This window comes from Candidatus Egerieousia sp., assembly GCF_056211015.1.
Genome location: NZ_JBAELF010000106.1, coordinates 1 through 6,410, shown reverse-complemented (window position 1 = coordinate 6,410; position 6,410 = coordinate 1). Strand labels below are relative to the sequence as shown.

Sequence of the window (6,410 nt, the reverse complement as noted above, 5' to 3'; positions counted from 1 at the left end):
GAGATTGCTCTTAAGCAGATCGAGGAGGTGGGTTATGCGGACAAATTCAAGGAGGATAGTAGGGAAGTGATTTGCATCGGCGTAAATTACAGTAGCGAAGCAAGGAATATTGATACCTGGCTGATCAGATAATTGTACCATGGCGGTTTTGTACCACGATAAATCTTACCATAGCACGTGTATCTGTAACAAAAACAATCAAAGAAAAAGATAGGGCGGGGGAGACCTCGCCTTTTCTGTATTGCCTTAATCGCCGTACTGAAATAAATCTATATTTATTGCTTATAATCCGAAAAATAGTGCTATATTTGTATAGCGTTTAATCAAAGATTACTTTCAGTATATTGTACAATCGATTAAATTTCCTACTTTTGTAGTGACGTTATAACGTTACTTAACATGAACACTATTACAATTTATCACGGATCGCCAAATATTGTGACTCCCGTTTTCGGAGAGGGAAAGGCCTACAACGATTACGGGCAGGGATTCTACTGTACAGAAAATCTTGAACTGGCCAAGGAATGGGCCTGCTCTCAGGACTCTGACGGATATGCCAACCAGTACGTCCTGAACCTGGAGGGCCTGAACGTCCTTTATCTCAACGGGCCTCAGTACAATATACTGAACTGGCTTGCCATTCTTCTCGAAAACAGGAAGTTTTCTATTGCTGAAGGTCTTCCTCATGAAGCGAAGAAATATATCCTGGAAACATTCCTGCCTGAATACAAGTCCTATGACATCATCAAGGGATACCGGGCAGACGACTCCTATTTCTCATATGCAAGGGACTTCATCAGCAATACACTGTCTCTCAAAGACCTCAAGCAAGCCATGATGCTCGGAAAGTTAGGGGAACAGGTCGTTCTGAAAAGCGAACGCGCCTTCGATGCCCTCACAAAGGGTGAAATATTTCCTGCGGACAGAAGTGATTACTATGCCAGATATTGCAAAAGGGACCGCATGGCCAGGGATAATTACAAGGAGATTTCCTCGCATGCGTTCTCCACAGACGAAATTTATGTCATTGATCTTATCAGAGGAGGAATAAAGAATGGAGACCCGCGCTTATAATGAAGCATATCTTCCGTATTCAATGGAGAATCTTGCCGCGATGATGGATTGCGGCATCAACCAGTGCGGTTTTCCGCCGCAGCTGTTTCACCGGATGTTCCTGACAAGCGGAGTCGCCAATCAAATGGAGAAGGGCAATCCGCGCTTTGTCGCAGGGCTTTCAGGAGCAGAACTCGCCTGTCGCGTTATCGAACTTGCGACCGGAAGGTCTCCTGTGGCAATTGACGGGACATTCACCATCTCTCCAGAATATTGGGCAGGATGGGTTTTGGCATACTATCAGTGGAAATCCGGGAAATCCTTCCGCAGTATTAGTGACAACGGCCTTCACATAGAAAAGATCATTGCGCTATACCATCCGCTTCACGAAGCGGATCTTGACAAGTTTGCCACCGTAGCTGACAGAATTATAGATGAAACCGTCAACTCGTCCGTAAGCCCCGTAAAGAAAGCAAGGGAACTATATGGACTTACTCAGGAGGAATTGTCCCGAATATCCGGAATATCCCTCAGAATGATTCGCGCCTATGAGCAGAAATCGCAGGATATTGCAAAAGCAAACTTCAGAACCGTTTCGAGGCTGGAAGCTGTCCTTCATGCTGATTTCGGTGAAATATGACGAACGAAGAGATAATATATGTTGAATTTCTTTATTCTATTGAGTAAATTTGCTCAATAAAGGTCTTTATTATGTTCCGAAGAAAACATTTCTACGTTCTGGACGCCAGGCTGAGAGAGCGGCGTCAATTCATACAGGTAGTCATGGGGCCACGTCAGGTGGGGAAGTCAACTATGGTCAAACAGGTTCTTTCCCAAATTGACACTCCTTTCATGAGGTTCACGGCTGACAATGTACCTGCAACAAATGTCGGCTGGATTTCTGGATGCTGGGATTCTGTCAGGGCTCAGATGAAGGTCGATGGCAGTGCGGAGTTCATCCTTGTAATCGATGAAATCCAGAAAATCCAAGGATGGAGCGAGGCTGTCAAGAAGGAATGGGACGACGACACCTTCAATGACGTCAATCTGAAGGTCGTGCTTCTCGGATCGTCAAGGGTGATGCTTGATAAGGGTCTCGCCGACTCTCTTGCGGGACGCTTCGAGAGAATCATCATGAGCCACTGGGACTACTCTGAATTCAGGGAAGCTTTCGGATGGGACATAAACAAGTTCATATATTACGGCGCCTATCCTGGTGCAATTTCGCTCGTGGAAGATTCGGAAAGGTGGATACAGTACATATCCGGCTCCATAATAGACGCCACGATAAACAAGGACATTCTTGTTGACACCGCCATCGGGAAACCCGCACTTCTTCGGCAGACGTTCGAGTTGTCAAGTGCGTATTCAAGCCAGGAGCTGGCCCTCACAAAGATGCTTGGCCAGATGAACGATGCCGGCAACACGACCACCATCACGGGATATCTGAACCTGCTGGGACAGGCTGGACTGGTTACCGGCATCTACAAGTACGCCAACGATGAAGCACGGAAACGTGCGAGTGTTCCTAAACACCAGGTCTTCAACAATGCGCTCAAGACGGTTTACTCGTCGAAGACATTCGAGGAGTCCTTCCGGGACAGAAAATTATGGGGAAGGATCTATGAGTCGGCGGTAGGTGCCCATATCCTCAGCCACGCCTATGAAGGAGACTACAAGGTGTGGTATTGGCGCGACTATGATGGCAATGAGGTTGACTATGTCATCGAGAAAAAGGGGCGGCTGATAGCTGTTGAAGTCAAAAGCAATGACGGCCGGACCAACTCCGGTCTTTCGGAGTTCAGGAAGAGGTTCAATCCCTACATGAGCTTCGTCGTCGGGGATGGAGGCATGACGATAGAAAGCTTCCTGTCCTGCAATCCACAAGATCTGTTCAAGGATTAATTGCACAGGAAAATATGGATAATACACTGAAGAAGCTGGAGGAAATAGCAGAGAAGTTTGATGACTTCAGCACAAGGATGAATGACGAAGCGAGGGTGATGGAAGAAGAACTTGTAAACCGTAAGTGTCTCGGTTTGGAAGGCAGCGCAGCCGTAGCCCACTACAACGAGTGGATGGACCGACACGGCATGGGGCATCTGAAAGTACCGTACCTGTCATGAGCAAGGCTGTCATATACGCTCGCGTCTCCAGTACCGGTGACAGACAGGACACCGCCCGCCAGGTGGCCGATCTGCAGAAGTATGCAGCGGCATCCGGATTGAAGGTCGTGAAGATCTTTGAAGAAAAAGCATCCGGAACAAAGGACGATAGGGGAGTGCTGGCCGACTGCCTGGCTTTCCTCCATGCCGGAGGTGCCGACACGCTGCTGCTGTCAGAACTGTCTCGTCTAGGCCGTAACGTCCGCAAAATCCTCGATGCGACGGACGATCTCACGAAAGCCGATATCAATATTCATATCCTGGATCTGAACATCGACACACTACTTCCTGATGGAACGGAGAACCCAATGGCGAAGATGCTTTTGACTGTCCTGGGCCTTGGTGCAGAGCTTGAACGCAAGAACATCATCAGCCGACTGAACAGCGGCCGTCAGTTGGCTATCGAAAGGGGAGTGCAGCTGGGCCGCCCTGTCGGATCCGGAATGACTGATGAAGAATTACTCCAGAAATACCCTACTGTTGTAAAACGACTCAATAAGGGGCTGTCCGTCCGTGATACGGCGGCCGCCTGTGATGTATCGACGTTTACCGTCCAGAAAGTGAAAAAAGCTATGAGGTGATACTATGAGGATATTTGACGAGAAGCATAACAACATGCTGGATTCGGCCCATTTCCGATTTATCCAGCTTGACGGCAACTTCATCAGGTTCTACAATGAAGCGTTCAAGGAAAATGTGGAGTGGGAGAAATTCTCTATTGAATTCGACTCTGAAGAAGATGCTGAGCTTAAATTTGAGGAACTATCAAAAGAAGCCGGATGGGTTTCATTCAGTCGATATAAGCATAGGGAATTAGTGAATACCTTCTGCTTCTGCCGTTTTTTCCTTTCCTCAAGTGAGGATTCCGAAGGCGTAAAAACCTATTCTGTTGTCTTCTGGAATAGCGGTGATGATAAGTTCAAGATAAACTTCAAAGACCGGAACAGAGCTATTGAATTATTAAAATCTTTGGCAATATAAAGAATTCCCCGGCCAAAACGGTCGGGGATTCTTTTACTGTGTCGGTTCTTCTTGTGTTGCTTCTTGAAGTGTTGACCATGCTTTATTCTTACTCAATCTATGAGCATCTTCAAGGCTGGTTACCTTAATCTTTTTTGTATCAGCAACATCTATTTTTCCATTCGGCCAGAAATGTGCTACATAATCAGGTTCTTCATCTACAAAGTGCCAAAGAGCAAGAACATCTTTCCCTTTATAATCTGTGGCATCTACGACTATATCCTTACCCTCATAAAATGGAGCTAATGCTTGTTTTATGTTCTTATGAAATTTAGCAAACTCCTCCCAGCGTTCTACTGAACTCTTTACATTATCTTTTTCATCATCCCATTTTTTTCTTACCCAAGAATAATAATTCCCTGGGGTCTCATAATCACAAGCAATAGCGGCATTATATGCCCTCTCTGCGTATGCTTCAACACTATTCTTTGATTGGGTGTCTGCCCATAGAAAAAGTGCTGCACCAATCATTATAACAGCAAAAAAGAAGATGGCCAGGAATGTACTGAACCTTGGACCTCCTATTGTTACGACACTTCTTTGTTTCCGCGAAAGTTCCTTGTTCTTGATTTCCTGGTACTCGCTTCCCATAGTCCGTACCCAATCAGGAGTGCTTTGTATTATCCGGATATCGTCTTTTGTGATATGGATATTCTTGTCCTGTATCGTTACAGGCTTCTGAAAGGCGGCTTTGGCATCTGTCAAAACTGTCTTGAATGAAGCCAATTCGGATTTCAATGAGGATATCTCCGTTTTCATTCCGGAAACATCTTCTTTGATTTCCTTGAACTTCTCGGCATTGGCCTTATCTCTCAAATCCTGTTTCTTCGAGTTCTCTATGAGACCTGGTATCTGATCCAGACCTTCATATAGTTTACCAAAATCAATATCTTCCGGCATATCTAAAAACTTAGCCCTCCTTTGCTATTATTATTTTTTATGACAATCTTATTCTGATGTTCCTGCATGGTCCTTTTTTGTGCCTCTTGCTTTGCGGCTTCCTGTGTAGCTTGCCTCTGGGCGGCCTGACGCTGGGCTTCTTCGGCCGCTTTGCGCTGGGCCTCCTGTCTTGCTGCTTCCTGTGCCGCCTTAATCTGCATCGCGTTCTGTGTCGCATTCCGGGCCATTCTCACGCGCTGCGCCCGTTCAATCTCCTCGGCTGTCTTATATGCAGGTTTCTGTTTAGTGGTCCTTGCAAGCTGTTCGAGGATCTGATGATGGAAGTCTATGCCGAACTTGCCGACATTCATTTCAAACGGTGTATCTCCGCTGGCTGTGATGGTGATATCCTCCACGCCACGGGAACTTTTTATTTCCTTGAAGGAAAGACCATGGTCCGTAAGGTTTCTTCGGAGCGAAGCTTCATCCTTGGAATCCTTGAAAACTGATAGTATTTCCGACTTCCTGGCATACGCGGCAAGACCGGCCTTCAGACTGTTTGCCTGTTTCTTTTCAGCAACGTGCTGGGCGTAACCCTCCATAAAGTTCTTCAAGCTTCGCCTTTCTTCCGGCAACGGCGTATTGAGTGCTGCCTTCAGATTATTGATTTCAGTCTGGAGTGTAACTTTGGCTTCCTTGTTCTCGACATAGACCTTCAGACGGTCGGCCTTGTCCTGACGGAGTGCAGCCTGTTCTGCTTTCAATCCCTCGATAGAGTCTTTGATTGCTGCCGCCTGTGCGCGAAGATCCTTCCGGGCTGCGATGGCTGCGCTGCGCTCGGCTTCCGCAATGGTGCTTCCTACAAGGCCCATAACGATACCGGCCACAGGATTGATAAAGAATACCAGGGCTGAAACGGCCTTGACAATACCCTTTGCGGAGGATGCTTTCTGAACATCATCCTGAAGGGCATTCATCTGACTATATACGTTCCGGAGGTTGTTGTATTTCTCCGTTATGGCCGCGCTGCATACGCCGTAGTTCTCCTTGGCCGTCTTATACAGGTTGAAGGATTTGTCGCAAGCTTCTTTGAGCCTGTTGTATTCCGGACGGTACTTGCTATGGTAGTCGTTCCAGAATTCATTTCTGCGACGCTGCTCACGCTTGGCAAGGGCTTCCTGGATCTTGTTTGAAGTATCAGGACGGAGTTCATCAGCCTTTCTGGAGACTTCCTCTTTATCTGTCCGGGAAAAAAGAACGTCCATTTTATGAGACTGTTCTTTCTTCTCGACT

Annotated in this window: 9 protein-coding genes; 7 read left to right on the top strand and 2 right to left on the bottom strand. The window is 46.8% G+C overall.

Features of this window, described 5'->3' with window-relative positions:
* Positions 1 to 3 precede the first annotated feature (3 nt).
* The 7 genes from AC06L3_RS07435 (at position 4) to AC06L3_RS07405 (ending at position 4,199) form a co-directional block, all read left to right on the top strand.
* A complete protein-coding gene (locus AC06L3_RS07435; protein WP_475669986.1) occupies positions 4 to 132 on the top strand; it encodes a PD-(D/E)XK nuclease domain-containing protein in 129 nt (42 codons plus the stop codon).
* Positions 133 to 399: 267 nt separating this feature from the next.
* Positions 400 to 1,074: a DUF3990 domain-containing protein gene (locus tag AC06L3_RS07430; protein ID WP_475669985.1), complete on the top strand. Its 675-nt coding sequence runs from the start codon at positions 400 to 402 to the stop codon at positions 1,072 to 1,074.
* Positions 1,055 to 1,693 carry a helix-turn-helix domain-containing protein gene (locus tag AC06L3_RS07425; RefSeq protein ID WP_475669984.1) on the top strand — a complete coding sequence of 213 codons (639 nt, stop codon included), beginning with the start codon at positions 1,055 to 1,057 and terminating at the stop codon, positions 1,691 to 1,693. The genes AC06L3_RS07430 and AC06L3_RS07425 overlap by 20 nt, the downstream gene beginning before the upstream one ends.
* A gap of 71 nt (positions 1,694 to 1,764) precedes the next feature.
* The gene (locus AC06L3_RS07420) at positions 1,765 to 2,958 is read left to right on the top strand and encodes an ATP-binding protein (protein ID WP_475669983.1); all 1,194 of its coding nucleotides are present in this window, start codon (positions 1,765 to 1,767) and stop codon (positions 2,956 to 2,958) included.
* 14 nt (positions 2,959 to 2,972) lie between these two features.
* Positions 2,973 to 3,179 carry a hypothetical protein gene (locus AC06L3_RS07415; protein WP_475669982.1) on the top strand — a complete coding sequence of 69 codons (207 nt, stop codon included), beginning with the start codon at positions 2,973 to 2,975 and terminating at the stop codon, positions 3,177 to 3,179.
* A complete protein-coding gene (locus AC06L3_RS07410; RefSeq protein WP_475669981.1) occupies positions 3,176 to 3,799 on the top strand; it encodes a recombinase family protein in 624 nt (207 codons plus the stop codon). The genes AC06L3_RS07415 and AC06L3_RS07410 overlap by 4 nt, the downstream gene beginning before the upstream one ends.
* A 4-nt stretch (positions 3,800 to 3,803) precedes the next feature.
* The gene (locus AC06L3_RS07405) at positions 3,804 to 4,199 is read left to right on the top strand and encodes a hypothetical protein (protein ID WP_475669980.1); all 396 of its coding nucleotides are present in this window, start codon (positions 3,804 to 3,806) and stop codon (positions 4,197 to 4,199) included.
* A gap of 33 nt (positions 4,200 to 4,232) precedes the next feature.
* Here the strand turns inward: AC06L3_RS07405 and AC06L3_RS07400 are convergent, their stop codons facing one another.
* Entirely contained in the window at positions 4,233 to 5,138 is a 906-nt protein-coding gene (locus AC06L3_RS07400) for a hypothetical protein (RefSeq protein ID WP_475669979.1), read from the bottom strand.
* Between the two features lie 2 nt (positions 5,139 to 5,140).
* Positions 5,141 to 6,410: hypothetical protein (locus tag AC06L3_RS07395; protein WP_475669978.1), on the bottom strand; the 1,270-nt coding region annotated here is incomplete at its 5' end.